The organism is Nocardia jiangsuensis (genome assembly GCF_042650385.1).
GTDB classification, from domain to species: Bacteria; Actinomycetota; Actinomycetes; order Mycobacteriales; family Mycobacteriaceae; genus Nocardia; species Nocardia jiangsuensis.
In genome coordinates, this window is record NZ_JBHSAX010000019.1 from 18,222 (window position 1) to 40,215 (window position 21,994).

The window sequence follows — 21,994 nt, forward strand, 5'->3', positions numbered from 1 at the left end:
CCGAACCAGTATCCGGATTATTCGGACACGGGGTCGCCGAGCTCCGCGTGGCCGGTCGCCACCGCGTCCCGCAGCAGCTCCAGCGCGCGGGTGACGGTCTGCTCCAGCACCTCGACCGGGTCGCCGTCGAAGACGTGGTGGCTGGTCGCGGCATCGCTGCCGACGGTCACCCCGAACCACACCGACCCGGCCGGCTCGCCGTCCTGCGGGCCGGGGCCGCCGACCCCGGTCACCGCGACCCCGACATCGGCGCCGAGCAGCCCGCGCACGCCGGTGGCCATGGTCCCGGCGGCGGTTGCGGTGACGACCGGCACGTCCGGGACGCCGAGCACGGTGCGTTTGACCTCGGCGGCGTAGGCGACGACGCCGCCGCGGAACCAGGTGCCGGAATCCGGTGCGGCGCCGAGCGCGGCGGCGATCCGGCCCGCGGTCAGCGATTCGGCCACCGCCACGGTGTGCCCGGTGCGAGCGGCCTCCTCGGCGACCCGCTCGGCCAGCGCCGCGGTGCGCTCCGACTCCGGGACCTCCGGCTGCTCGCCGACCGCTTCAGGCGACACGGCCGGCCGCCTCGGCACCGAGTGCCTGCGCGCGCAGCGCGGCGAGGGTCCTGGTGAGGATGCGCGAGACCTGCATCTGCGACACCCCGAGGTGGGTGGCGATCTGGGTCTGCGTCCGGTTCTCGAAGAACCGCATGATCAGCACCTCGCGCTCGCGCTCGGGCAGTGCCGCCAGCAGCGGGCGCACCGCGATGGCGTCCTCGAGCAGCTGGTAGGAGGGCTCCTCGCTGCCGAGGGTGTCGCGCAGCGCGAGCGGGGTGTTCTCGCCGTCGTCGTTGCTCGCGGCGTCGATCGAGTTGGTCTGGTAGGCGTTGCTCGCCACCATCGCCTGGGTCACCTCGGCGAGGTCGAGCTCCAGGTCGGCGGCGATCTCGCGGGCAGTCGGCATCCGGCCCAGCGACTGCGAGAGCGCCTCGACGGCCGGGCCGATCCGTTGCTGGATCTCCTTGAGCCGGCGCGGCACCCGCAGCGACCAGGTGTGGTCCCGGAAGTGGCGGCGGACCTCACCCATCACGGTCGGCACCGCAAAGGAGAGGAAGGACGAGCCGCGCTCGACGTCGAAGCGGTCGACCGCGAGCACCAGGCCGAGCCGGGCGATCTGCAACAGGTCGTCGAAGGACTCGCCGCGCCCGGCGAACTTGCGCGCGATGTGCGTGGCCAGCGGGAGACAGCGAGCGATGATCTCGCGGCGCACGGCCTCCCGGCCCGGATCGCCCGGCGCGAGCGCGGCCAGCTTCTCGAACCAGGGTTCGACGTTCTCGTAGCTGTCGGCGCCGGAGCCGGCCGCCGTGGTCTCGCGCGTCATCGGGGCATCCTCGCGTTCGGACTCGGGGGTGGATACGGTCGCCGGTTCCCTGCCCGAACCGACGGAAGGTGGGCTGTCCGTCCGGACAGCCCACCCGCGGCGTTCCCCTCTCGGGGCCGCGCACACTTCCTAGTTCTGGTACCCGCGCTGCCGCGCCTCGTCCACCTTCGCCTCGGCCCTGGCCTTCTCGGCCTCGGCTTCCTTCTGCGCGACCTCGCGCTGGGATTCCGCCTTGTCCTGCTGGGCCCGGCCCTCGCCCTCCAGGCGGTCGCTCCCGGTGACGATCCCGGCGGCCTCCTTGACCTTGCCCTTCACATCCTCGACAACGCCCTTGATGCCCTCGCGGGGTCCACTGGTGTTCTCGGCCACGATGTCCTCCGAAAGTCGCGTTCAGTGTTGACATCGGGAGGCTTACCCGTGAGTCACAACTCGAATCGGGTGGAGGCGGCTAATTCTCGGCTATGAGTCCGGGATCACAGGTGCGGCAGTACCTGCCCGGCCACCAGCGCCAGGTGGTCGAGGTCATCGAGGTCGAGAATCTGCAGGTAGACCCGGCTGGAGCCGATCTCGGCGTAGCGGCCGAGCTTGTCGACGACCTCCGCGGGCGAGCCCGCCAGGCCGTTCTGTTTCAGCTCGTCGACCTCGCGGCCGATGGCGGCGGCCCGGCGAGCGACCTCCGCGTCACTGTCGCCGACGCAGGCGACGAGTGCGTTGGAGTAGACCAGATCGTCCCGGCGGCCGTGCTCGGCGACCGCGGTGCGCACCCGGTCGAACTGTGCGGCGGAGTCCTCGATCGAGGCGAACGGCATGTTGAACTCGCTCGCGTAGCGGGCGGCGAGCCGCGGGGTCCGGCTCGGGCCCGCGCCGCCGACGAGCACCGGGATCGGGTCCTGCACCGGCTTGGGCAGCGCGGGGGAGCCAGTGAGGGTGTAGAACTCGCCCGCGTAGTCGAAGGTGTCGCCCGGCTTGGTCGACCACAGCCCGGTGACGATCGCCAGCTGCTCCTCCAGCCGGGCCAGCCGCCGGTCCGGGAAGGGGATGCCGTAGGCGGTGTGCTCGTCGGCGTACCAGCCGGAGCCGAGGCCGAATTCGACCCGCCCGCCGGACATCCGGTCCACCTGCGCCACCTGGATGGCGAGCGGGCCCGGCAGCCGGAAGGTGGCGGCGGTGACCAGGGTGCCGAGCCGGATGCGGCTGGTGTCGCGGGCCAGCCCGGCCAGCGTGATCCAGGCGTCGGTGGGGCCGGGCAGGCCGTCGGCGCCGCCCATGGCCAGGTAGTGGTCGGAGCGGAAGAACGCGTCGTACCCCAGATCCTCGGCGGTGCGCGCGACGGTCAGCAGGGTGTCGTAGTCCGCGCCCTGCTGCGGTTCGGTGAAGATACGCAGTTCCATGCGGCCCATCCTGCCGCAGGTGGCGACGGGGTGTGGGGCCGCGCGCCGAGGGTCGGGCGGCGCCGGGGAGACCGCCGCCGCGGCACCGTACTGTGCAACCGAGGCCCGGTTCGGTGCGCTCACCGAGGTGCTGGTGCTGGCCGAGTACCGGATCACGGTGGCGCCCGGCGATATCGCGAGGCCGATGACCGGGGAGGACGATGCCGACCCGCGGAGCAGCCGTGCCCCGGCTCCCCGCTGGGCAGGCCGGGGCACGCGGAGGAGGTGGCGGCGGTGGCGGCCTTGCTGACCACGCCCGCGGCCGGGTACCTCACCGGCGCCCCCTCCGTGGTGGACGGCGGCATGCCGCGCTCGGGGCCGCAGGTGAGTGCGCGGCTCACCGACGAGAAGCGGCGCACGCCGTGACCCCGCTGGTGCTGACGGGGGTCTCCGGCAGTGGGAAGAGCACGGTCGGCGCCCTGCTCGCGGCCCGGCTGGGGGTGCCGTTCACCGAGGGGGACGAGCTGCACCCGGCCGCCAACCTCGCGAAGATGCGCGCGGGTGTCCCGCTCACCGACGCCGACCGGTGGCCGTGGCTGGATGCCGCGGGCGCCCGGCTGGCCGCCGTCGGCGGGGTGCTGAGCTGCTCGGCGCTGGCCCTGCGCTACCGGGATCGGTTGCGGGAGCTGGTCCCCGCCGTCCGGTTCGCGCACCTCGACGTCCCGCGCGCCGAGCTGGCGCGCAGGCTCGCCGCCCGGCGCGGGCACTTCATGCCCGCGAGCCTGCTGGAGAGTCAGCTGGCGGCGCTGGAGCCGCTGCGCGCCGACGAGCCCGGCTGGACGGTTCCCGCGGCGGGCGGGCCCGACGAGCAGGCCGCCCACATCGCGGACCTGCTCGCCGGGCAGGGGTGAGCGATCAGTCCGTCCGCCCCAGCTGGGAACCGATGGCGGTCTCGAAATCGGGCAGGTCACCGGGGTTGCGGGAGGTGATGAGGGTCCAGCCGTCGTCGGTGGAGCGCACCACCGCCTCGTCCACCCAGGCGCCACCCGCATTGCCGATATCGGTGCGCAGCGAGGGATAGGAGGTGAGCGTCTTGCCGCGCACCAGCCCGGCCTCGACCAGCAGCCACGGCCCGTGGCAGATGGCCGCGATCGGCTTGCCCGCCCTGGCGAACTCGGTGGCCAGCTCGACCGCCTTCGGCTCGGTGCGCAGCTTGTCCGCGTTCACCGTGCCGCCGGGAACGACCAGGATGTCGAAGTCGGCGGCGGTGACGTCGGCCAGCGCGGAGTCGGCGGTGGCCACCTCGTCCTTCTCGGTGTCGTGCCGGAAGGTCTGCACGTCGCCGCGCTCCGGGGCGGCGTGCACGACGGTCGCGTTCCTGCCGAGCAGCCATTGCCTCGGGTCGACGAGTTCGTCGTGCTCCACCCCGGTCTGCGCGGTGATGATCAGGGCCCGCACGCCGTCGAGGTTCTCGGTCATGGTGGGGTCGCTCCTTCCGTTCGCCGGATCGTGCCTTCGCGGTAGTCGTGCCGCGAGCGGGCGGGCGCAAACCCCGGCGCGGCTACGGAGCGGTGACCTCGGGGCCGGAGCAGCGGGCGTCGGAGAGGTAGGGCACGCAGACCCCCGTCGCATCGGCGAGCAACATGCGACCCCCGATGAGCAGCGCGAACATGGCGAGCGCGGCGAAGACCAGCACCCAGAACACCGCGGGGAGCCGGGTCAGCCCGGCCAGCTGGTCGGCGTCGGAATCCCGGGAGCGGTCCCGGCTTCGGGTGCGCTGCAGCTCCACCACCGGCCTGATCCCGGCGATCAGCAGGAACCAGGTGGTCAGGTAGGCGAACCCGGCCTGCAGCAGGTCGCTGCCGAACCAGGAGACCGCGAACACCGCCCCGCCGACCACGAAGACGGTGAGCGCGCCGTACAGATTGCGGATCTTGATCAGCATGGCGGCCAGCAGCACGATGGTCGTCCACAGCACCAGGGTGATCCGGTCGGCGCCGAGCAGCGCCGCGAACCCCAGCCCCACCAGCGGCGGCGCCGGATAGCCCGCGAACGCGGTGAGGATCATGCCGATGCCGTACGGCTTGCCGCTGGAGACCGTCAGCCCCGAGGTGTCCGAGTGCAGCGTGATGGCGCTCAACCTGCGGCCGGAGAGCAGCGCCACCCCGGCGTGCCCGCCCTCGTGCGCGATCGTCACCGCGGCGCGGGTGACCCGCCAGACCGGCGTGTAGGCCACGAGGAGGAAGGCCACCGCACCGGTGGCGAGCACCAGCCACCACGGCGGCGGCAGCTGGGTCGAGGTCAGGTTGTCGGCGAGCGACCTGCCCCGGTCGATCAACTCGGCGGAGTCCACCGCCGCACCCTACCGGGCCGGGCCCGATCGCGGTGCCCGGCAAGCGGGTTCGGAACCGGCGCCGGCTACAGCCGCTGGACCGTGCCGGATCCGGCCGAGGTGCGGGCGGCCTCGAGGACGCGGAGGCCGGTGACGGCGTCGCGGGGATCGACCGGGGCCGGGGCGCCGTCGAGGAGCGCGGCGGCGACGCCTGCGTAGAAGGCCGGGTAGTCGCCGGGGAGGGTGGGGACCGGCTCGGCGTCCGGCTCCGCGCCGACGGTTCCCCAGTGCGCGGAATCGACCGTTCCCCATGGTCTTCCGTCGTCCGGCCGGCGGCCGGCACGGAGCGCGGCCTCCTGCGGGTCGAGGCCGTCGACCTGGTAGCCGGCGTGGTCGCCGAGGACGCGGAAGCGGGGGCCGAGGCGGGGGGCGAGCGCGCTGGCCCAGAGGTGGGAGCGGGCGCCGGAGGCGTGCCGCAGGGCGACGAAGGCATCGTCGTCGGTGCTGATACCGGGGCGCAGCCGGTCGAGTTCGCAGTAGACCTCGGTGACCGGGCCGTTCAGCACGATGGCCTGGTCGACCAGGTGCGGGCCCAGGTCGTAGAGGATGCCCGCGGCGTCCGCCGGGCCGCCGACCTCGCGCCAACCGCCCTTCGGGGTCGGGCGCCAGCGCTCGAAGCGGCTCTCGAAGCGGTGCACCCGGCCGAGCACACCCTCCTCGACCAGGCGGCGGACGGTGCGGAAGTCGCCGTCCCAGCGGCGGTTCTGGAACACGGTGAGCAGCAGGGAGTGCTCTTCCGCGCGGGTCACCAGGGCGGCGGCCTCGGCGGCGGTCACCGTGAACGGTTTGTCGACGACCACCGGGATGCCCGCGTCGAGTGCCCGCGCGGCCAGCGGGGCGTGCGTGCGGTTCGGGGAGGCGACGACCGTCAACGCCGTGCCCGCCGGGTCGGCGAAGAGGGCGTCGGGAGTCTCGAGGACCCGGACGCCCGGGTGCTCGCGGCGGGCCTGCTCGGCGCGCTCGGCCGAGCCGGTGATCACGGTGGCGACGCGGAGGCGCGGGTCGGCCGCGATCAGCGGGGCGTGGAAGACGGAGCCGGCGAGGCCGTAGCCGATGATCGCGACGTCGAGAGCGCTCATGCTCCCGACGCTACCTGCGCGCGCCGGCTACGGAGGGCCCCCGTCCGGCGCGCCCCCATATCGCTTCGGCTCCGCCGGCTCGACCCATGTGCCGGGTCGGAAGGTCAGGGGCCCTCGGTCTTCTTGAGATCGGATTTCCACTCCCGGAACCCCTCCTCGGTGCGCCCCCGCCGCCAGTACCCGGAGATGGAGGCCGCCCACTCGGCGGGCACATTGCGCTCCCGGCGCACGTACCGGCGGATGTCGTGCATCACGGCCTGCGCCTCACCGTGCACGAACACCTGCACCTGCCCCTCGCGCCACTCGGCGACCCGCACCGTCTCGGCGAGCAGCTCACCCGGCGGCCGGTCGCCGCGGTGCAGCCAGGTGAGCTCGATCCCGTCCGGATGATCGAGCTTGAGCTCCTCCTCCGGCCCGGCCACCTCGACGAACGCCACCCCGACGGCGTCGGCGGGCATGGCCTCCAGCCCGGCCGCGATGGCGGGCAGCGCCGCCTCGTCCCCGGCCAGCAGGTGCCAGTCGGCGTCCGCGCGCGGCGTGTAGGCGCCGCCGGGGCCGTAGACGTCGATGGTGGTGCCCGGCTGGACCGAGGCGGCCCACGGCCCGGCGATGCCCTCGGCGCCGTGGTAGACGAAGTCGGCGGCCAGCGTGCCCGCCTCCACGTCGACGCTGCGCACGGTGTACGTGCGCTGCACCTCGGTACCGTCTTCCTGCGGGAAGAGCAGCTTGATGTAGGAGTCGCTGTGCTCGCTCGGCCGGAACGCCGCGAAGCCGGGGCCGCCGAAGTGCACCCGGATCAGGTGCGGGGTGAGCTGTTCGGTGCGCAACACGGTGAGGGTGGTACGGGGTCGGGCCACGTGGCTACCTCCGATATCGGCAATAAGGGTTGCCTTACTACGCTACGCCCCGATCGCGGCGGGTGGCGAACCTCCGGTGTGCCGCGCGGCGGCGGGGGTAGGGCGCGGGGGAGGAGAACCGAACGAGGAGGCCGAAATGCGAGTCGTTGTGCTCGGTGCGTCGGGCAATGTGGGTACCGCCGTGCTCGCCGCGCTGAACGGGGACCCCGCCGTCGACAAGATCAGGGCGGTGGCGCGCCGGATCCCCGACGAACCGGCACTCGGCGTCGAGTGGGTGCGCGCCGACATCCGCACCGACGACCTGGCCCCGATCTGCGCGGGCGCGGACGCCGTCGTGCACCTGGCCTGGATGATGCAGCCCATGCGCGCCCCGCTGGACACCTGGCGCGGCAATGTCATCGGCACCGAGCGGGTGCTGCGCGCGGTCGCGGCCTCCTCGGTGACCTCGCTGATCTACACCTCCTCGGTCGGCGCCTACTCACCCCGCGTCGACCTGCGTCCGGTGACCGAGAGCTGGCCCACCGACGGCCGCCCGACCGCCGCCTACACCAGGGAGAAGGCCTACGTGGAGCGGCTGCTCGACACCTTCGAGTGGGAGCACCCCGGCTGCCGGGTGGTCCGGCTGCGGCCCGCCTTCGTCTTCCAGCGCGCGGCCGCCGCCGAGCAGCGCAGGCTCTTCCTCGGCCCGTTCTTCCCGAATCGGCTGCTGCGCACCGGGGCGATCCCGATGCTGCCGCTGCCCGCCCGGCTGACCATGCAGGCGGTGCACGCCACCGACGTCGCGGCCGCCGTCCTGGCCGCGCTCACCCGCGAGGTGGGCGGGCCGTTCAACCTGGCCGCCGAGCCGGTGCTCGACCGCGACCGGCTCGCCCAGATCTTCGGCGCCCGCCCGATCACCGTGCCGGACCGCGTCGTCAAGGGCGCGGTCGCCGCGGCATGGGGGCTTCGGCTCGCCCCCGCCGCTCCCGAGCTCTTCGCCGCCTTCCTCCGGCTGCCCGTGCTGGACAGCGGCCGGGCCGCCGCCGAGCTGCGCTGGCGGCCGCGCTACACCGCCGTCGAGGCGCTGCGCGAACTGATCGACGGGCTGCGTGACGGCGCGGGCGGCGCGACCCCCGCGCTGGCCACCGGCGCGGGCGGGCGCTGGCGCTGGCGCGAACTGCGCTCCGGGATCGGCGGGTACGACCCGGTGGATCGGGAGCCGGTTTCGAACTGACCCTCGGCTCGGAAGGCTGAAGTTCAGTGCCGCCGCGGCCGAACCCCCGCAGCCGGCGCCCCCGCCCCGGGCGACGATCCTCCTCGCCGAGCGAATCGCGAGAGAGGACGCCGTCGTCACCTCCACGCTCACCGTGCATCGCCCCCGCATCGCGCTCCGCTCAGCGCTGACTCTCCGCCTCGTCGCGCTGCGCACCCTCCGGCGGCGGCTCGACGACGAGCGCACAGGCCGCGATCATGGCCACCGCGGCCACCACCACCGCGATGAACACCAGGTGCGTGCCTGCCTCGAGGTCGGCGGGGCGCGGCGGGTCGACGTCCCCGACCCTGGCGTTCACCAGCGCGCCGAAGATCGCGACGCCGACCGCGCTGCCGATCGCGCGGGTGAACATGACGGTCGAGGTCACCACCCCGCGCCCGCCCCACGGCGCGTGTGACTGCGCCGCGATGAGCGTCGGGGTGGAGACCATGCCGAGCCCGGCGCCGATCAGGAAGCAGGAGAGCGCCACCTGCCACAGCGGCGACGCCGCGGAGATCAGCAGCGTGGTGCCCGCGCCCGCGGCGCAGAGCAGGCTGCCGAGCAGCGAGGTCCGGCGGAAGCCGATGCGCAGGTAGAAGCGGCCCGCCTGGGAGGCGGTGACCGGCCAGCCCAGCGTGAGCACCCCGACGGTGAGCCCGGCGGCCAGCGCGCTCACGCCGAGCACGCCCTGGGCGAAGGTCGGCACGAACGAGGTAACGCCCATCAGCACCGCCCCGACCAGCAGCGAGACCGCCGCCGCGGCGAGCACCGGACGCCGGGTACAGAGCCCGAGCGGCAGGATCGGATCCCGCGCCCGCCGCTCCACCAGCACGAAGAGCAGCAGCGCCAGCCCGCCGCCCGCGAAGACGCCGAGCCCGGCGGGGGAGCCCCAGGCCCAGCTGGTGCCGCCCTCCAGCAGCCCGAGGATCAGCGCGCCCGCGCCGAGGGTCAGCAGCACCGCGCCGAGCGCGTCGATCGGGCCGCGCGCGGTGCTCCGCCGCTCGTGGAAGTGCCGGATCAGCATCCACCCGGCGACCGCGGAGAGCGGCAGGTTCACCAGGAAGATCCAGCGCCAGTCCAGGTAGTCGGCGAAGAGCCCGCCGAGCAGCGGCCCGAGCACCGAGGACGCGGCCCACACGCTGGCCATGTAACCCTGCACGGTGGCCCGCTCGCGCAGCGTGTAGAGGTCGCTCGCCATGGTCATGGTCATCGGCATGATGGCGCCCGCGCCGATGCCCTGCACCGCGCGGAACACGATGAGCCAGGTCATCCCGGTGGCCAGCCCGCAGAGCAGCGAGCCGAGCGCGAAGACCGCGATCCCGCCGAGCAGCACCGGCTTGCGGCCGACGGCGTCGGCGAGCTTGCCGTACAGCGGTACCGTCACCGCCTGGGCCAGCAGGTAGACCGAGAACAGCCAGGGAAAGCGGTCGAAACCGCCGACGCTCGCGGTGATCGCGGGCACCGCGGTGGCCAGGATGGTCGAGTCCAGCGCGATCAGCCCGGCGGCCAGCATCATGGCGGCCAGGATCGGGCCGCGCTCGGAGCGGAACCCGACCCCGCCCGCCGGGGTCGTTGACACGGGGGTGTCGGTGGGCACGGGCGCGCTCCTCGGGATCGTTTGATTCGCTATCGAATTTATCGGGCCGGTTCGGGCCGGCGCACGGGGGTTTCCGCCGATCCCTGCTGATATAATGAGAGATAATCTGTTTCATCTACTCGGAGGTGGCACATCGACGTGTCCCGGCTCCGCGCCACCGACCCCGATGCCGATTCGCTGCTCGGCCGCTACCTCGGCGACCGCCGCTTCGCGCTCGCGCTGCCGCGCGCGGTCGGGCTGCAGATCCTGCATCCCGCGGTGGCCGCCGCCATCGTGGCGCACGCGCCGAGCTCGCTCTGGCACCACAAGAAACGGGTGGTCTCGCACCTCGTGCACCTGGCCTACACCCCGCGCGACCCGCACCCGGCCGTCCGCTACGGCCACGAGCTGGTGCACGGCGTCGACAGCAGGGGACGCCGCTATCACGGCCTCAACCCGGAGCTGTTCTTCTTCCAGCACGCCACCTACGTGGACACCCTGGTGACCGCCATCGAGACCTTCGCCCGCCCGCTCCGCGCTGCCGAGAAGGAGGAGCTCTACGCCGACTGCCGCCGCTGGTACCTGCGCTACGGCATCTCCGCCCGGCCCATGCCGGAGACCTGGGCCGGTTTCACCGCGTACCTGGACCGGGTCTGCGCCACCGAGCTCGCGGTGACCCCGGACAGCGCGCTGCTCACCCCCGCGCTGCTGCGCCCGGACGCCTGGTGGCCGCGCACCCTGCCCGGCCCGGCGGTGCGCACACTGCTGCACCCGCGCACCCGGGAACTGCTCGAGGTGCCGCTGCGACCGGGCGATCGGGCGGCGAGCGCGGCGCACGCGATCGCGGTGCGTACCGTGCTCGCCGGGCTCACCCCGCGGGCCAGGCTGATCCCGGCCGCGCGCCGGTAGCGGATCGGCGGCCACCGAAACGGCCCGTCCACGTCGGTGTGTCGGATCGGCGCGGCTCGATGGGGTAGTTTGGCCGCTGAAGGCCACCCGGTGTCCAGCCACGGGCACGTGGGCGGCCTCGACATTGGCGGAGGTTGTTGATGATGATCCCGGACACTGACGGAGCGGTCGCCCGGTGAGCGCTGAGGACAGGGCGTTGGACGTCCGTACCGAGACGGTGGGGTCGACCGTCGTGCTGACGGCGGCGGGTGAGATCGACATGGCGTCGGCGCCCGACCTGCAGTCGGCGGTCGAGGAGGCGTTGCGGGCGGAGCCGCCCGTACTGGTGGTGGATCTGTCCGGCGTCGGATTCTTCGGCTCCGCCGGGCTCAGCGTGCTGCTCGTGGCCGCCGAGGCGGCGCCGGAGCGCTCGCTCCGGGTGGTGGCGTCCGAGCCGGTGCGCAGGCCGATCGAGATCACCGGGCTGGACCGGGTGCTCCAGGTCTTCGCGACCAGGGACGACGCGCTGGCGTCGGAGGAGGTTCGCCCGTCCGAGTGACGGGTCACCTGCCGGGAGCTCCGGTGGCCCGGCGCGACGAGGTCGAGTAGCGGTCCGCGGGCCCCGGATTCCCGATCCGCCCGCGGCCCGCGCCGATCGGGCCGCGTGGCGGCAGGCGGCCACCGGGTCCCCGGGGCGGAGCCCGGCGAAACCCCCTACCGCTGCCGCGGCAGCCGCACCACCTGCACGAAGAAGTCGTCGATCTGCTTGATCGCCGCGACGAACTGGTCCAGGTCGACCGGTTTCGTCACGTAGGCGTTGGCGTGCAGCTTGTAGCTGCGCAGGATGTCCTCCTCCGCCGCCGAGGTGGTGAGCACCACCACCGGAATGGACGCCAGGTCGGGATCGGATTTGATCCGCTCCAGCACCTGGCGTCCGTCGTATTTCGGCAGGTTCAGGTCGAGCAGGATCAGATCCGGCCGCGGCGCCTCGCCCCACGGCCCCCTCCGGTAGAGGAAGTCCAGCGCCTCCTCGCCGTCGTGCGCCACGTAGAGGTTGTTGCCGATCTTGTTGTCCTCGAAGGCTTCGCGGGTCATCAACTCGTCGCCGGGGTCGTCCTCCACCAGCAGGATGTCGATGGGCTCGCCGGAACTCGTCACGAGGTCTCCTCGGTTTCATTGGTCTCGGCGGCCCCGGTCCCGGTGGACGATTCGAGGTCGGCCGTGCGTGGAAGAGTGAAGCAGAAGCGGGCGCCGCCGGTGAACTCGGTGTCGATCCAGATCCGGCCGCCGTGGAATTCCACGATCTTCTTGCAGATCGCCAGCCCGATCCCGGTGCCCGAGTACTCCTCCCGGTTGTGCAGCCGCTGGAAGATCACGAAGACCTTCTCCGCGAACTCCGGCGCGATCCCGATGCCGTTGTCGGTGACCCGGAATCGGTGCTCGGCGCCGTCGACGCCTGCCTCCACCTCGATCACCGGCGGACGGCCGGGCGCCGCGAACTTCACCGCGTTGCCGATCAGGTTCTGCCACAGCATGGTCATCAGCGTGCGGTCGCCGACGATCTCGGGCAGCCGGTCCGGCCGCCGCACCTCGGTACCGGTCTCCTCGACGATCGATGCCAGGTTGGTCAGCGCCTTGTCCAGGGTGTCGTCCAGCGGGACGGGCTCGGCGGCGTCGGTGAGCCTGCCGACCCGGGAGAAGGTGAGCAGATCGTTGATCAGCACCTGCATCCGCTTGGCACCGTCGACCGCGAAGTCGATGTACTGCTTACCCCGCTCGTCGAGCTGATCGCCGTACCGCTTCTCCAGCAGCTGACAGAACGACGCCACCTTCCGCAGCGGCTCCTGCAGATCGTGCGAGGCCACATACGCGAACTGCTCCAGCTCCTGATTCGACCGCCGCAGCTCCACGGTCTGGGCATCCAGATCCGCCGCCTGCTCGGCCAGCTTCGCCTCCTGCGCCCGCGAGGACTGCAACTCCGCCACGATCCGGCGCCGCATGTCCTCCACCGCCTCGGCCACCGTCCGCAGATCCGACGGACCCCGCGCCTCGATATGGTGATCGAACTCGCCACCGGCCACCCGCAGCGACGCCCGCTCCAGCTCGGCCAGCGGCCGCGCCACCAGCCTGCGCACGATGACGGTGAGCAGCACGGCGGCCAGCACGAAGATCCCGACCACCCCGCCGAGCACGGCATTGCGGATGTTCCTGGTGCGGGTCAGATCCGCGCGGTCCGCGGCCAGCGCCGTCGCGAAACCCTGGTTCTGCGTGATGAACTGGGCGCGCAGCTGGTCGAAGAGCGCCTTGCTCCGCTCCACGCTCTGCCCGGCGACCTCCTGTGCCGCCGCGGGCGTCGTGGCCTCGGTGACCGGGGCCGCGTAGGAGGCGCGCCACGCGTCGGCCAGCCGCTCCAGCGTATCCAGATCGGCCATCAGCGCCGCGTTGTCGCCGGCCAGCTCGCGGATCCGGCCGGCGGCGCGCTCCTCCTCCTGCCTGCCGATGGTGTACGGCTGCAGGAACTGCGGGTCGGCCGCGATGGCGTAGCCGCGCACCCCGGTCTCCTGGTTGATCAGCGCGCCCTGCAGCAGATAGGCCTCGGCCGCGGCGGGCTGGATGCGATCGAGCAGCCGGTCGGTGCTGCGGTTGGTGTCAGCGATCACCTCGGCGCCCGCGGCGCCGCCGAGCAGCACGATCAGCACCATCGCCCCGAGCACCAGCTGGAACCAGGTCTGGACGGTGAACCGGCCGGAGACGCCGTTCGCCGCGCGGTTCATGCGCCCGTTTCCGGGCGCGCCCAGCGCAGGTACATGACCGCGACGTCGTCGGCGAGGCCGCCGTGCTCGTCGGCCATCGCCTCGACCTTGGCGATCAGCGCATCGATGAAGACGTTCGGGTCGATCCGCGGCACCGAGGAGACCAGCTCGTAGAGCCCGTCCTCGCCGAGCCGCTGATTGCCAGGGCCGATGTGGCCCTCGTAGAGGCCGTCGGTGAAGAGCACCAGCCCGGTGTCCTCGCTCATCGGGTACTGGTGGCTCGGCCAGACCGCGCGGCCGGGCAGCAGCCCGAGCGCGGGGCCGCCCGCCACCTCCACCCAGTCGGTGCCCGAGTCGGTGCGGGCCAGCATGCCGGGGTGCCCGGCGCGGATCACCCGCGCCACCCGCTTGCGCGGGTCGAGTACCAGCGTGGTCAGCGTGGCGAAGGTGTGGTTGCCCGCCCGCTCGGCGAGCAGCACCTCCTCCAGCAGCTCCAGCTGCCGCGACCCGCTGATCCCGCTGAGTACCAGGGTGCGCCAGGCCAGCCGGAGCGCGACGCCGATCGCGGCCTCGTCCGGGCCGTGCCCGGCGACGTCGCCGATCAGCGCGTGCACGGTGCCGTCGGCGTCCTGCACCACGTCGTAGAAATCACCGCCGAGCAGGGCGTAGGCGCGGCCGGGGCGGTACCGGGTATAGATGTCGGCCACCCGCTCGCCGCGCAGCAGCGGGGTGGGCAGCAGGCCGCGCTCCAGCCGGGAGTTCTCCTGCGCCTGCATCTGGCTGGCGCGCAGCGCGACGGCGGCGCGCTCGGTCTGCTTGCGCTGGATGGCGTAGCGCACCGCGCGGCCGAACAGCTCCGGCTCCACCCGGCCCTTGACCAGGTAGTCCTGCGCGCCCGCCGCGACCGCGGCGAGCCCGGTCTGCTCCTCGTCCAGGCCGGTGAGCACCACGATGGCGACCTGGTCGGTGAAGCCGCGGATCCGGGCGACCGCCTCCATGCCGCTGGCATCGGGCAGGTGCAGGTCGAGCAGGACGCAGTCGGGGCGGTGCCGCTCCAGGTGCTCCCCGGCCTCGGCCATGGTGCGCACCCAGGTCATCCGGAGGCCGGGGGCGCCGTCCGCGACCAGCTCCTCGACCAGCAGCGCGTCCGCCCGGTCGTCCTCGACCAGCAGCACGGCGGGCTCGGCCTGCACCTGGAAGTCACCGGCGGCGTGCACGAGCCCCGCTGCGACGCGCTCGGCCTCCGCGCGCGCGGCGCCGACCGCCGACTCCCGCTGCCCGGACAGCATGCGCCTCGCCTCCTCGATCGTCCCGCGCGACCGACAGGGTCACCGGTGCCGCCGCGCAACTGTGCCACATTCGGTGCGCACCCGCGCGCGCGGATCGGCGGCGTGGCGCGCCCGGTCTCACTCCGGGCCGGCCCAGCAGAGGTCGACCACGGTCGGGTGCCCGCCTGCGGTGCCGTCGAAGGGCGCGCGGAAGGCGGCGGCGCGGTGCGTCAGCGACGGGGTGGCAGCGCCGACTGCGGTCCGCGGGATGGGCCCGGCCCTGGTCACCGTCTGCAGCCGGACCAGCACGGTTCCGCCCCGACCGGTCAGCGTGCCGTCGACGGCGCTGCCCGGCACCGTTCGGGCCAGCAATGCCTCGGCGACCCGGCCCAGCGCGTCCCGCACCTCGCCGGACTCACGCGCCCCGAACCCGGCCGCCGCCGCGGTCGCGACCGCGAGCGCCCGCAGCGTCGGCAGCCGCTCCGCCGCCGCCGGGATCCGCACCGTCACCACGGTGTCCCCCGGCGCCGCGACCTCCGGCTCCGGCATCGCCATCACACGCCCGCCGTCGGGCCGAGGATGCGCCCCGAGGGGACGCCGGGCGTGGCGCCGGGAGAACTTCCCCGCAACGCGCGCGGCGCGCCTGTCCCCGAGGGGCAGACGCGCCGCGCGTGCTGCGACAGAGCTTCGCTCACGGGGTGGAGAAACCGATGAGCGCGCCGATTCCGGCCCCGATCGGCACCGTGACCAGCGCCCCGACCCCCCCGAGGAAGAAGCCGAGCACCGCGCCGATCCCGGCCCCGATGATGGCGCCGACCCCCGCGTTGTACTGCTTGCGCGCCGTCGTCTCGTCCTGCACCGGCTGCACCTCGCCGGTCGCGGAGACCGGGGCGAGGGTGAGCGTGCGCCCGGCGTCGCCGACGACGGGCCGCAGGTCGACCGCGCCGCCCCCGGTCTGCACGGTCAGGGGGACCACGGCAACGACGGTGCCTGCCGCGTCGCTGAGCGCGACGGCCCCGCCGGTGACCGCGAAGCTCCCGGCCGCGACGGTGGTGACCAGCCTGCCGTCGGCGGCCGGCGTGGTGGTGAAGGCGATGCCCTGCTCGTTGCCCTGCACCGAAACCGCGGCGGCCGGGGCGGGCGCGGCGTGCACCACCCCCGCGGCGCCGGCGGTGACGGCGGCGGCGAGCACGGCGGTGACGGCGATTCGATCGACTCTCATGATTCCCCACTGTCTCTCGGCAACGGCGGCCGAGTTCGATTCGGCCGCGCGGCACCCGAGCGGGAGATCCGGCCACGTCGAGCGCGGCGCACGCGTCCGCGGCGCGGCCGGAGGTCTCGACCGGTCGCCGGGCGCGGGATCGAACTCGGCGCGCGGCCGGTACGTCCCCTGCGTGCGGAATGCCCGGAGGCATTCGGCCTGTTCATTCTCGCGTGAGCTGCGGTGCGGGGCAATCGTTTCGGCGGATTCGGACGGGAATCGCCGAGTGCACGGCCGGATCAGCGGCGCGTCGGGGCCGCGGCTCAGACCCGGCGCAGCACCGAAACCACCTTGCCGAGCACCGCCGCCCCGTCGCCGTCGAGCACCGGGTAGGCGGGGTTGCGCGGCTCGAGGAAGACGTGGCCGCCCCGCCTGCGCAGCACCTTCACGGTGGCCTCGCCGTCCAGCAGCGCGGCGACGATCTCGCCGGAGTGCGCGTCCGGTTGGCGCCGCACCACCACGGTGTCGCCGTCGCAGATGGCGGCGTCGACCATGGAGTCGCCGCGCACCCGGAGCGCGAACACCTCGCCGCGGCCGACCAGCTCGCGCGGCAGGTCGAGCACCTCGTCCAAGTGCTCCTCGGCGGTGATCGGCGCACCGGCGGCGATATCGCCGAGCAGCGGCACCGGCACCGAATCGGGAGAACCGGCCCGCTCGCCGTCGGTGGCGAGGAACAGCCGGACATCGATCGGCCGGGTGGCGGCTGCGCCGCGCCGCAGGAAGCCACGCTCCTCCAGGTCGCGCAGGTGCCGGGACACGGTCGAGGTGGAGCGCAGCCCGACCGCATCGCCGATCTGCCTGGTCGAGGGCGAATACCCGTGCGCGACGGCCCAATCCCGGATGGCGCCGAGGATCTGCCGCTGTCGCGGCGGCAGCACCGAGGTGTCGGGAAGGTCGAGGTCGGGGGCGGGCTGGCGGAAGCGGGTCACCCGCTCATGCTAGATCGGTCAGGCGAGCCGGCTGACCGGCCAGTCCGCGGGCAGGTCGCACAGCCCGGCGATCATCCGGAACGCGGTGAGCAGCGCCTGGATTCCGTCCACCCCGGAGGCGACGGCGGGCCGATGCTCGCTGATGTGGAAGCGGCACAGTGTGTACCGGCCGTCCTCGGACGGGTACGGACGGCCGACGATGATCGAGTACGGCCCGTCCGCGCCGTGCAGGGTGCGCGCGGCGACCAGCGACTGCGACGTGTGCTCCGGGTCGGCGGGACGCAGGGTGGTGCCCGTCGCCGGTGCCGGGAAGGCGAGATCGGCCGGGTCGAGCAGTTCGAAGCGGGCGCCGCGGCGGTTGGCGGCGGCGAGGTCGTCGGCGACGCCGAGCAGCGCGCGGTAGAGCGCGGCCAGCGAATCGGTGCCGGAGGCCCAGCGCTCGCCGACCCCCGCGATGCGGAATCCGCACACCACCCCCTGCGTCTCGGCGGCGACCTGCGGCGCCCCGATGTCGATGGAGACCGGTCGCGAACCATCGGACACCGTCCGCGACGCGATCACGTCACGGATGCGCCGCCACTGGTGCCCGCCGGTGTGGTGGCCGGACCCGCCCACCGCGGGCGGCGCCGTGTCCTCCCTTTCCCGGATGTCTATCGGTCTCATGTGTCACTGGGTACCCGATCGGTCCGTTTTCGTAACCTGGTCGCGGCCACGGCCGGCGGCAGCCGTCGTGGCCTGCGGAGTTCAGGCGTCGAGATCCTGGGCGACCAGCTCGGCGATCCGGTCGACGGCGGCTCGGTCCTCGCCGGCCACCACCACCTCGGTGCCCTGCGTCGCGCCGAGCGTCATGATCATGAGCGCGGAGTCGGCAGGCACCGGCTCGCCGTCACCCAGCGCGAGGGTGATCGGGGTGCCCGCCGCGATCACGGCTTCGGAGATGACGGCGGCGGGGCGGGCGTGCAGGCCGATCGAGGATCCGACGGCGACGGTGACGGTGTGCATGGGGTTCTCCTGTTCGGACATGTCGGGTATTCGGTGCTGAAGTCAGGCGGGGACGGCCGCGGCGACGGGCGTCCGCCGGGTGAACTGCTTGGCGGCGACCACGCAGCCCGCGCCGACCACCGTGCCCGCGGCCAGCGCGAGCAGGAAGCCGCCGAGTCCGCCGACCGCGAAGAAGACGAAGATGCCGCCGTGCGGGGCACGCAGCGTCGTCCCGGCCGCCATGACGATCGCGCCGGTCACGGCGCCGCCCGCCATCATCGACGGGATCACCCGCAGCGGGTCGGCCGCGGCGAACGGGATGGCACCCTCGGAGATGAAGGAGGCACCGAGCAGCCAGGCCGCCTTGCCGTTCTCCCGCTCGGCGGGGGTGAAGAGCCGCGGCCGCACCAGCGCGGCCAGCGCCATGGCCAGCGGCGGCACCATGCCCGCCGCCATCACCGCGGCCATGATCCGCAGCGACGCGGGGTCGGTGACCGAGAGCCCGGCCGCCGCGAACGAGTACGCCGCCTTGTTCACCGGGCCGCCGAGGTCGAAGCACATCATCAGCCCGAGGATCACGCCGAGCGCGATGGCGGAGGTGCCGCTCAGGCCGTTCAGCCAGTCGGTGAGGCCGCTGCTCACCGCGGCCAGCGGCTTGCCGAGCACGGCGAACATGAGCACGCCGACGCCGAGCGTGGCGAGCAGCGGGATCACCACCACCGGCATGAGGCCGCGGGCCCACTGCGGCACCGGAATGCGGGCCACCCAGAGCGCGAGGAAACCGGCGACGATGCCGCCGACCAGGCCGCCGAGGAAGCCCGCGCCGACGAACACGGCCACCGCGCCCGCCGTGAAACCTGGCGCCAGGCCGGGCCGGTCGGCGATGGCGTAGGCGATGTAGCCCGCCAGCGCCGGGACCAGGAACGAGAAGGCGAGAGAGCCGAGCTGGTAGAGCAGCGCGCCCAGGTAGGTGCCGAGCCCGCCAGCAGGCAGCGCGGTCAGCGAGTTCTCCAGCACGATGGTCTTCGCGTTGTCGGAGATCTCGTAGCCGCCGAGCAGGAAGCCGAGGGCGATGAGCAGGCCGCCCGCCGCGACGAACGGGATCATGTAGCTCACACCGGTGAGCAGGATCTGCCGGAGCCGGGTACCCCAGCCGAGCGTCGCCTGCTCGCCGGGACCGTCGGCCGGGGTCGCCCCCGCGACGGTGGCGGCCTTCGGGTCGCGCGCCGCGCGCAGCGCCTCGGCCACCATGGTGCCCGGCTCGCTGATCGCGCGTTTCACGCCGGACTCGATCACCGGCTTGCCCGCGAAGCGTTCGCGCCCACGCACTCCGACATCGGTGGCGAAGATGACCGCGGCGGCCCTGGCCAGCGTGCTCGCGGCCAGCGGCGTGCTCCCGCTCGAGCCCTGGGTCTCGACCTGCACCTCGACCCCGGCCTCATGCCCCGCGGCGACCAGGGCGTCGGCCGCCATATAGGTGTGCGCGATCCCGGTCGGGCACGCGGTGACCGCGACGATCAGCGGGCGGTCAGCTGCCTCGCCTCCTCCGGTGCCGTCGGCAGCGGCAGCAACACCGGACGAGGCGGCAGCGACTCCGCCGGCCGCCGAACCGTCGCCCGCTGTCGCGCTACCGGCTGCCACACCGGCACCCGCCGCCGCAGTACCCGTCGCGGCCGACCCGGCGCCCGGCGTCGAGGCGGTGCTCGTCGCCGACCCGCCGTCCGCGGCTGCCTCGGTGCCTACCGCCGCATTGGCCGCGGCACCGCCGCCGCCCGCGGTGCCTGCTTTGCTGCCGGCACCCGTGACCCCGGCGGCCGTGTTCGCGGGAGCGCCCGTTGCGCCGGCGGAGCTCCTTCCGCCCACCACACCCTCGACGAGCGCGACAACCTGGTCCGCCGACCCCGCCCCGCGCAGCGCGGCGACGAAATCCTTGCGCACCAGCGCCCGCGCCAGCGCGGAGAGCAGCTTCATGTGCTCGCTCCCGGCCCCCTCCGGGGCGGCGATCAGGAACACCAGATCGGCGGGGCCGTCCGCAGCACCGAAATCGACGGCGGGGGAGAGCCGGGCGAACCCGAGCGACGCCGTGCGCACCGCCGCGCTCCGGCAGTGCGGAATGGCGATCCCGCCGGGCAGCCCGGTGGCCGACTGCGCCTCGCGCGCCAGCGCGGCGGCGCGCAGCTCGCCCGCGTCGGAGGCACGCCCCGCGGCGGCGAGGGTGCCGGCGAGCGCGGCGATCACCGCGTCCTTGTCGGCGCCGAGGTCGGCGTCGAGGGCGATCAGTTCCGGGGTGATGATCGGATCGGCCATCGGGGTGTCCTTCAACGATGAGGGAGGGGGGTGAGCGCGGTGACGGATACCGCGCCGGGGTCGAGGTCGCCCGGAGCGGGCAGCTGGGTGCCGGGCAGCGCCGCGGCGGCGCTGCCGCTCGCGACGGCGTGCCGCAGGCGGCCGGGGGCATCGGCCCCGGCGAGGTCGGCGAGCAGGTAGCCGGCGAGCGCGGAATCGCCCGCGCCGACGGTGCTGCGCGGCACGATCGGCGGCGCGGTGGCGTGCCAGGCACCGGTCGCGTCCACCAGGACGGCGCCGGCCGCGCCGAGCGTGGCCAGCACCGCGCCGACCCCGCGCCGCACCAGTTCGCCCGCGGCGGCCGCCGCGGCGGCGGGATCGTCCAGCCCGGCCGGGTCGGCGCCGGTGAGCTGGGCCAGCTCCTCGCCGTTGGGTTTCAGCAGCTGCGGGGCGGCGCGGTCGAGCCGGGCGGCGAGCGCGGCGAGCGGCGCGTCCGAGGTGTCCACCGCGACCCTGGTATCCGGCAGCAGCGCGACCAGCTCGGCGTACCACTCCGCGGGCACGCCCGGCGGCAGCGAGCCGGAGAGCACCACCCACTCGGCCTCCGCCGCGAGCCCGGCCAGCAGCGCCGCCAGCTCACCCCGCGACGCCGCGGGCAGCGCCGCCCCGGGCTCGTTGATCTTGGTGGTGGTGCCGTCCGGCTCGGTGACGGCCAGATTGATCCGCACCGGCCCACCGGCCGGAACCGTGCGCATCGGGATCCGGGCGGCGGCGAGCAGCCCGGGCAGCGGATCGTCCGGCCGGGTCGGCAGCACCGCGACGGTCTCGGCCCCGGCCGCGGCCAGCACTCGGGAGACGTTGACGCCCTTGCCGCCCGGTTCGGAGGTGACGGCCAGCGCGCGGTGTACCGCGCCGGGGCGCAGCGGCCCCGGCAGCGTGACCGTGCGGTCGATGCTCGGGTTGGCGGTCAGGGTGACGATCACGCGGTCACCACCTCGATGCCGTGGTCGGCGAGCTCCCGGCCGACCGACGGCGCGAGTTCGGTGTCGGTGACCAGCACGTCGACCTCGTCCACGGTGCCGAACCGGACGAAATCCTCGCGCCCGATCTTGCGCGAGTCGGCCACCACCACGATCCGGTTGGCCGCGGCGATCATCGCGCGCTTGACCGCCGCCTCGTCCGGGTCCGGGGTGGAGAGGCCGTGCGGCACGGAGATCGCGTTGGTGCCGACGAAGGCGACATCCACCCGTAGATCACCGAGCATGCGCAGCGTCTCGGCACCGACCGCGGCCTGCGTGACCCCGCGGACCCGGCCGCCGAGCAGGTGCAGGTGCACCCCGGCGGCGGCGCTGAGCCGGGCCGCGATCGGCACCGAGTTGGTGACCGCGAAGAGCTCCCGATCGGCGGGCAGCGCGGCGGCCACCCGCGCGGTGGTGGTGCCCGCGTCGAAGAGGACCGTGCCGCTGCTCGGCGGCAGGAAGTCCAGCGCGGCCTTGGCGATCCGGTCCTTCTCGCCCGCCCTGGTGTGCTCGCGCTCGCCGGTGCCGAGCTCGATGGCGGTGAGCGCGGCGGCCGGGACCGCGCCGCCGTGCACCCGGCGGACCAGCCCCATCCGGTCCAGCGCCGCCAGATCCCGGCGCACCGTCTCGTTGGTGACCTCGTACAGCGCCGCCAGCTCCGCGACGGAGACGCGGCCGGCCTGCCCGACGAGGGTGGCGATCGCCTGCTGGCGCTCCTCCGCGTACATGTGAACCTCCGACC

The 21,994-nt window shown here is 73.9% G+C and carries 25 protein-coding genes; 5 read left to right on the forward strand and 20 right to left on the reverse strand.

Features of this window, described 5'->3' with window-relative positions; translation table 11 throughout:
• Window positions 1-17 precede the first annotated feature (17 nt).
• The 4 genes from ACFO0B_RS22925 to ACFO0B_RS22940 form a co-directional block, all read right to left on the reverse strand.
• Window positions 18-557 carry a CinA family protein gene (locus tag ACFO0B_RS22925; protein WP_378614622.1) on the reverse strand — a complete coding sequence of 180 codons (540 nt, stop codon included), beginning with the start codon at window positions 555-557 and terminating at the stop codon, window positions 18-20.
• Window positions 547-1,362 (reverse strand): RNA polymerase sigma factor SigF, encoded by an 816-nt coding sequence (locus ACFO0B_RS22930; RefSeq protein WP_378614623.1) that lies wholly within the window; start codon window positions 1,360-1,362, stop codon window positions 547-549. Before ACFO0B_RS22930 ends, ACFO0B_RS22925 begins: the two co-directional genes overlap by 11 nt.
• Before the next feature lie 129 nt (window positions 1,363-1,491).
• Complete coding sequence (gene mbp1 / locus ACFO0B_RS22935) at window positions 1,492-1,731, reverse strand: microaggregate-binding protein 1 (RefSeq protein WP_378614624.1); 240 nt, start codon at window positions 1,729-1,731, stop codon at window positions 1,492-1,494.
• Window positions 1,732-1,835: 104 nt separating this feature from the next.
• Window positions 1,836-2,753, reverse strand: coding sequence for an LLM class F420-dependent oxidoreductase (locus ACFO0B_RS22940; RefSeq protein ID WP_378614625.1), 918 nt, complete (start codon window positions 2,751-2,753; stop codon window positions 1,836-1,838).
• 273 nt (window positions 2,754-3,026) lie between these two features.
• On the opposite strand from ACFO0B_RS22940, the gene ACFO0B_RS22945 reads away from it, so the two are divergent.
• Both ACFO0B_RS22945 and ACFO0B_RS22950 read left to right on the forward strand, forming a co-directional pair.
• Entirely contained in the window at window positions 3,027-3,158 is a 132-nt protein-coding gene (locus tag ACFO0B_RS22945; protein WP_378614626.1) for a hypothetical protein, read from the forward strand.
• Window positions 3,155-3,643 (forward strand): gluconokinase, encoded by a 489-nt coding sequence (locus tag ACFO0B_RS22950; RefSeq protein WP_378614627.1) that lies wholly within the window; start codon window positions 3,155-3,157, stop codon window positions 3,641-3,643. Before ACFO0B_RS22945 ends, ACFO0B_RS22950 begins: the two co-directional genes overlap by 4 nt.
• Window positions 3,644-3,647: 4 nt before the next feature.
• On the opposite strand, the gene ACFO0B_RS22955 is transcribed toward ACFO0B_RS22950, so the two are convergent.
• From ACFO0B_RS22955 to ACFO0B_RS22970, 4 genes are all read right to left on the reverse strand, one after another.
• Entirely contained in the window at window positions 3,648-4,211 is a 564-nt protein-coding gene (locus tag ACFO0B_RS22955) for a type 1 glutamine amidotransferase domain-containing protein (RefSeq protein WP_378614628.1), read from the reverse strand.
• Window positions 4,212-4,293: 82 nt separating this feature from the next.
• Complete coding sequence (locus ACFO0B_RS22960) at window positions 4,294-5,085, reverse strand: M50 family metallopeptidase (RefSeq protein WP_378614629.1); 792 nt, start codon at window positions 5,083-5,085, stop codon at window positions 4,294-4,296.
• 65 nt (window positions 5,086-5,150) lie between these two features.
• The gene (locus ACFO0B_RS22965; protein WP_378614630.1) at window positions 5,151-6,203 is read right to left on the reverse strand and encodes a Gfo/Idh/MocA family protein; all 1,053 of its coding nucleotides are present in this window, start codon (window positions 6,201-6,203) and stop codon (window positions 5,151-5,153) included.
• Between the two features lie 104 nt (window positions 6,204-6,307).
• Window positions 6,308-7,060, reverse strand: coding sequence for a siderophore-interacting protein (locus ACFO0B_RS22970; RefSeq protein WP_378614631.1), 753 nt, complete (start codon window positions 7,058-7,060; stop codon window positions 6,308-6,310).
• Between the two features lie 136 nt (window positions 7,061-7,196).
• Here ACFO0B_RS22970 and ACFO0B_RS22975 point away from each other — a divergent pair, with 136 nt between their 5' ends.
• Window positions 7,197-8,273, forward strand: coding sequence for an NAD-dependent epimerase/dehydratase family protein (locus tag ACFO0B_RS22975; RefSeq protein WP_378614632.1), 1,077 nt, complete (start codon window positions 7,197-7,199; stop codon window positions 8,271-8,273).
• Window positions 8,274-8,433: 160 nt separating this feature from the next.
• Here the strand turns inward: ACFO0B_RS22975 and ACFO0B_RS22980 are convergent, their stop codons facing one another.
• Window positions 8,434-9,888 carry an MDR family MFS transporter gene (locus ACFO0B_RS22980; protein ID WP_378614633.1) on the reverse strand — a complete coding sequence of 485 codons (1,455 nt, stop codon included), beginning with the start codon at window positions 9,886-9,888 and terminating at the stop codon, window positions 8,434-8,436.
• 138 nt (window positions 9,889-10,026) lie between these two features.
• On the opposite strand from ACFO0B_RS22980, the gene ACFO0B_RS22985 reads away from it, so the two are divergent.
• The gene (locus ACFO0B_RS22985; protein WP_378614634.1) at window positions 10,027-10,776 is read left to right on the forward strand and encodes an oxygenase MpaB family protein; all 750 of its coding nucleotides are present in this window, start codon (window positions 10,027-10,029) and stop codon (window positions 10,774-10,776) included.
• Window positions 10,777-10,951: 175 nt separating this feature from the next.
• Window positions 10,952-11,314, forward strand: coding sequence for an STAS domain-containing protein (locus ACFO0B_RS22990; RefSeq protein ID WP_067649504.1), 363 nt, complete (start codon window positions 10,952-10,954; stop codon window positions 11,312-11,314).
• A 155-nt stretch (window positions 11,315-11,469) separates the two neighbouring features.
• Here the strand turns inward: ACFO0B_RS22990 and ACFO0B_RS22995 are convergent, their stop codons facing one another.
• The 11 genes from ACFO0B_RS22995 to ACFO0B_RS23045 form a co-directional block, all read right to left on the reverse strand.
• A complete protein-coding gene (locus ACFO0B_RS22995; protein WP_378614635.1) occupies window positions 11,470-11,913 on the reverse strand; it encodes a response regulator in 444 nt (147 codons plus the stop codon).
• Window positions 11,910-13,529, reverse strand: coding sequence for a sensor histidine kinase (locus ACFO0B_RS23000; protein WP_378614636.1), 1,620 nt, complete (start codon window positions 13,527-13,529; stop codon window positions 11,910-11,912). The genes ACFO0B_RS22995 and ACFO0B_RS23000 overlap by 4 nt, the downstream gene beginning before the upstream one ends.
• Window positions 13,526-14,797 (reverse strand): PP2C family protein-serine/threonine phosphatase, encoded by a 1,272-nt coding sequence (locus tag ACFO0B_RS23005; RefSeq protein WP_378614637.1) that lies wholly within the window; start codon window positions 14,795-14,797, stop codon window positions 13,526-13,528. The genes ACFO0B_RS23000 and ACFO0B_RS23005 overlap by 4 nt, the downstream gene beginning before the upstream one ends.
• Before the next feature lie 117 nt (window positions 14,798-14,914).
• Window positions 14,915-15,331, reverse strand: a complete 417-nt coding sequence (locus ACFO0B_RS23010; RefSeq protein ID WP_378614638.1) for an anti-sigma factor — start codon at window positions 15,329-15,331, stop codon at window positions 14,915-14,917.
• A 136-nt stretch (window positions 15,332-15,467) separates the two neighbouring features.
• Window positions 15,468-15,998 carry a hypothetical protein gene (locus ACFO0B_RS23015; protein WP_378614640.1) on the reverse strand — a complete coding sequence of 177 codons (531 nt, stop codon included), beginning with the start codon at window positions 15,996-15,998 and terminating at the stop codon, window positions 15,468-15,470.
• Window positions 15,999-16,300: 302 nt separating this feature from the next.
• Entirely contained in the window at window positions 16,301-16,966 is a 666-nt protein-coding gene (lexA, locus tag ACFO0B_RS23020) for a transcriptional repressor LexA (RefSeq protein ID WP_378614641.1), read from the reverse strand.
• An 18-nt stretch (window positions 16,967-16,984) separates the two neighbouring features.
• On the reverse strand, window positions 16,985-17,629 hold the full coding sequence (locus ACFO0B_RS23025; RefSeq protein WP_378614642.1) for a DUF6968 family protein: 645 nt from the start codon (window positions 17,627-17,629) through the stop codon (window positions 16,985-16,987).
• 81 nt (window positions 17,630-17,710) lie between these two features.
• On the reverse strand, window positions 17,711-17,968 hold the full coding sequence (locus ACFO0B_RS23030) for an HPr family phosphocarrier protein (RefSeq protein WP_378615269.1): 258 nt from the start codon (window positions 17,966-17,968) through the stop codon (window positions 17,711-17,713).
• Window positions 17,969-18,010: 42 nt separating this feature from the next.
• Window positions 18,011-20,254 (reverse strand): PTS fructose transporter subunit IIABC, encoded by a 2,244-nt coding sequence (locus ACFO0B_RS23035; protein ID WP_378614643.1) that lies wholly within the window; start codon window positions 20,252-20,254, stop codon window positions 18,011-18,013.
• A gap of 11 nt (window positions 20,255-20,265) precedes the next feature.
• Window positions 20,266-21,216 (reverse strand): 1-phosphofructokinase family hexose kinase, encoded by a 951-nt coding sequence (locus tag ACFO0B_RS23040; protein ID WP_378614644.1) that lies wholly within the window; start codon window positions 21,214-21,216, stop codon window positions 20,266-20,268.
• Window positions 21,213-21,980 carry a DeoR/GlpR family DNA-binding transcription regulator gene (locus ACFO0B_RS23045; RefSeq protein WP_378614645.1) on the reverse strand — a complete coding sequence of 256 codons (768 nt, stop codon included), beginning with the start codon at window positions 21,978-21,980 and terminating at the stop codon, window positions 21,213-21,215. The genes ACFO0B_RS23040 and ACFO0B_RS23045 overlap by 4 nt, the downstream gene beginning before the upstream one ends.
• Window positions 21,981-21,994 lie beyond the last annotated feature (14 nt).